The sequence below is a fragment of the Salinivibrio sp. MA427 genome (assembly GCF_001996115.1).
GTDB lineage: Bacteria > Pseudomonadota > Gammaproteobacteria > Enterobacterales > Vibrionaceae > Salinivibrio > Salinivibrio costicola.
Window position 1 is genome coordinate 1 of sequence record NZ_MUFH01000299.1, and the last position, 2,927, is coordinate 2,927.

The 2,927-nt window shown below is 52.4% G+C and carries 3 protein-coding genes; 2 read left to right on the plus strand and 1 reads right to left on the minus strand.

Going from position 1 to position 2,927, the window contains the following annotated elements; all coding sequences use genetic code 11:
* The coding region (locus tag BZG79_RS13540; protein WP_242414195.1) for a GNAT family N-acetyltransferase at positions 1-537 on the plus strand (537 nt) is incomplete at its 5' end.
* Positions 538-602: 65 nt separating this feature from the next.
* Here the strand turns inward: BZG79_RS13540 and rraB are convergent.
* Complete coding sequence (rraB, locus tag BZG79_RS13545) at positions 603-986, minus strand: ribonuclease E inhibitor RraB (protein ID WP_021022642.1); 384 nt, start codon at positions 984-986, stop codon at positions 603-605.
* Positions 987-1,313: 327 nt separating this feature from the next.
* Between rraB and arcA the strand changes: the two genes are divergently transcribed.
* Complete coding sequence (gene arcA, locus BZG79_RS13550) at positions 1,314-2,534, plus strand: arginine deiminase (RefSeq protein WP_021022643.1); 1,221 nt, start codon at positions 1,314-1,316, stop codon at positions 2,532-2,534.
* Positions 2,535-2,927 lie beyond the last annotated feature (393 nt).

A 2,927-nucleotide genomic window follows, 5' to 3' on the forward strand; every position in this document is an offset into this window, starting at 1 on the left:
GTATTAATGGCTAAGGATTGCCCCCAAAATTTACGCAAGGCTGACTCACACGCCCCTGCGTCCCTCGATGTGCGCTTAATTGCGCCGAGCGATAACCCTGCCATTGCCGATGTCATTCGTCGCGTTTCGGCCGAACATGGTCTTAGTGCCGATGCCGGATTTAGCGTGGCCGATCCCACCCTCGATTATCTCAGCGAACAATATACGCACCCGCATGCCGCCTATTGGGTGATTGAAGCAGATAGAGTGATCCTCGGCGGTGGCGGTGTCGCCCCTTTGCCTGGGCACGATGGTGTGTGTGAACTACAGAAGATGTACTTTCTGCCAGCATTACGCGGCAAAGGCATCGCAAAGCGGTTAGCCGTCAAGGCGATGGATACGGCGCGAGAATGGGGCTATCAGCGCTGCTACCTCGAGACCACCGCCAACCTCACCGCCGCCATTGCCTTGTATCAGTCACTCGGTTTTGTGCCGTGTCCTAGGATGGGAAACACCGGTCACGACAGCTGTGAAGTCACCATGATAAAGGTGCTGTAAACAAGTTCAGGCAAATAAAAAGCCACGCGAACGTGGCTTTTTGAGGCTTACTGGTGCGAGTAAATTTACTCGCTTTCTGGGCTTTCTTCGTCTTCATCCGACTCGAAATAGGTACCCCAGCCGTCGTAATCAATGTTGTGCTTGTCGGCCAACGCCACCAACTTTTCTACCTGCTCATCAATGCGTTCGGCATTCAAGGCGGTTTCCATTACCGCATCAAAGCAAACAATCGTGCCGCCCTCTTCCAGCTCGAGTTCTTCAGCCTCTGCTACCTCAAAGCCCATTTTAAAGGCCTCGACCGCCGCATCTTCCAGCGCCGCAAAGGTATCGGCACATAAATGGTGCTCAATGGTATATAACGCATCCGGATCACTGCCGTCAGCGAGAAGCTCCTCGATAATCATGCGCGTCTCTTGGTGTTGTTGTTCAATCAGTTCAGCCTGTGACATAAGCGCGACTCCAGAAAATGAATACGGGCGCAATATGGCACGGTTTCGGCAAAAATGCCACGTTCGCTCACCGCGAAGCTGACGATAAAACCGCCAAGTTGATGAATTTTCTGTGACCTTGCTAGTTTGGCGAGATTGTTAGTGATTTGTAACATTGACCTCCCCTCGGAAGGTTGTCATTATTCGACCATCCAAGGAGGACATGAGACACGCCCACCCTGTGCAAACGGCCCGCATTCCCACCTTATCGGTGAGCACACATCCCGGATGTGCAAGGCGCTGTTTGTCTCATTGCCTGGCCCGTATTAAGGAAAAAGAGGACCTACCATGAGTGAGTTTTACGTTGGATCCGAAGTTGGGCAACTGAAGCGCGTTCTGCTTCATCGCCCTGAACGAGCGTTAAACCACCTAACGCCATCTAACTGCCACGATTTGTTGTTTGATGATGTTCTGGCGGTAGAGCGTGCCGGCGAAGAGCATGATATGTTCGCCCGCACACTCACGGATCAAGGCGTGCAGGTGCACCTACTGCACGACTTACTGGTTGAGACATTAGCCGAACCTGATGCCAAGCAATGGCTGCTCGACACCCAGCTCAACCAATACCGTCTTGGCTATCAATTTGCCAACGATGTGCGCGCCTACATGGCCGATATCGACCACAACACGCTCGCGGACATTCTGCTCGGTGGCTTAAGCTATATCGATTTACCCGTGCAATCATCCTCGATGATGCAAGCGATGCACGACAAAACCGACTTCGTGATTGAGCCGCTGCCCAACCATCTGTTTACCCGCGATACCTCCTGCTGGGTGTATGGCGGCGTCTCACTCAACCCAATGGCGAAATCCGCCCGCCAGCGAGAGACCAATCACTTGCGCGCCATTTACCGCTGGCATCCTGAGTTCGCGCAAAGCCAATTTGTCAATTACCTCGGTGATGAGGTCCGCGATTACGACAACGCCGCGATTGAAGGTGGCGACGTGCTGGTCATTGGCCGCGGCGCGGTCTTGATTGGCATGTCCGAGCGCACCACGCCTCAAGGGGTTGAACAGCTAGCGCGTAGCCTACTGTTTAGCGGTCAAGCCAAAGAAGTGATTGCGGTGCAATTGCCGAAAAACCGCTCATGCATGCACCTGGATACCGTGATGACCCACATGGATATCCATACTTTCTCAGTCTACCCCACGGTGATGCGCCCTGATTTGCCTTGCTGGCGCTTAACCCGTAAAGGGGAAGACAGCCTTAACGTGGAAGCACAGTCTTGCTACCTCACCGCGATTGAAAAAGCGCTGGATGTCGGCCCGTTAAACATCATTACTACCGGCGGCGACAGCTATGCCGCCGAGCGTGAGCAATGGAACGATGCCAACAACGTGCTGACCGTGCGCCCAGGCGTCGTGATTGGCTACGAAGGCAATACCTACACCAATGAAAAATATGATAAAGCCGGCATTAAAGTGCTCTCTATTCCCGGCGACCAACTCGGTCGAGGCCGAGGCGGTGCACGCTGCATGAGCTGTCCGCTAGAACGCGACGGTATCTAACTCTCGCCCGTTTCAGTTTAGCCGCTGCCTCGCCAGCGGCTTTATTTTACCGTCTACTGTTATGTTTAACGGCAACCTCTCGTATTCACGCCCGCCAACCGGCCTTAACGCCGCATCGTCACTTCTTTATCATTATCAGGATGTTATTAAAAAACGGCCAAATGCTCGGCAAAGAGACCTCATCCCACTATCATGCTTTTTTATGAGTGAGTATTTACTCTAGTACCAGAAATGATTAACGTCGCAACAAGGTTACACGTTTTTTATGAACGGTACTCTCACCCCTTCGCTTTACACATAGCGTGTTGGGACAAAGACATCGCACTATACAAACGTTAGTCCGCTAACGTCAGTTGAAGTACACAAGAGGACATGCGATGAATAAGAAAATAC

Bases quoted from the DNA above. Each gene is read 5' to 3' on its own strand.
- rraB (WP_021022642.1), bottom strand. From the start codon at position 986: ATGTCACAGGCTGAACTGATTGAACAACAACACCAAGAGACGCGCATG.
- arcA (WP_021022643.1), top strand. From the start codon at position 1,314: ATGAGTGAGTTTTACGTTGGATCCGAAGTTGGGCAACTGAAGCGCGTT.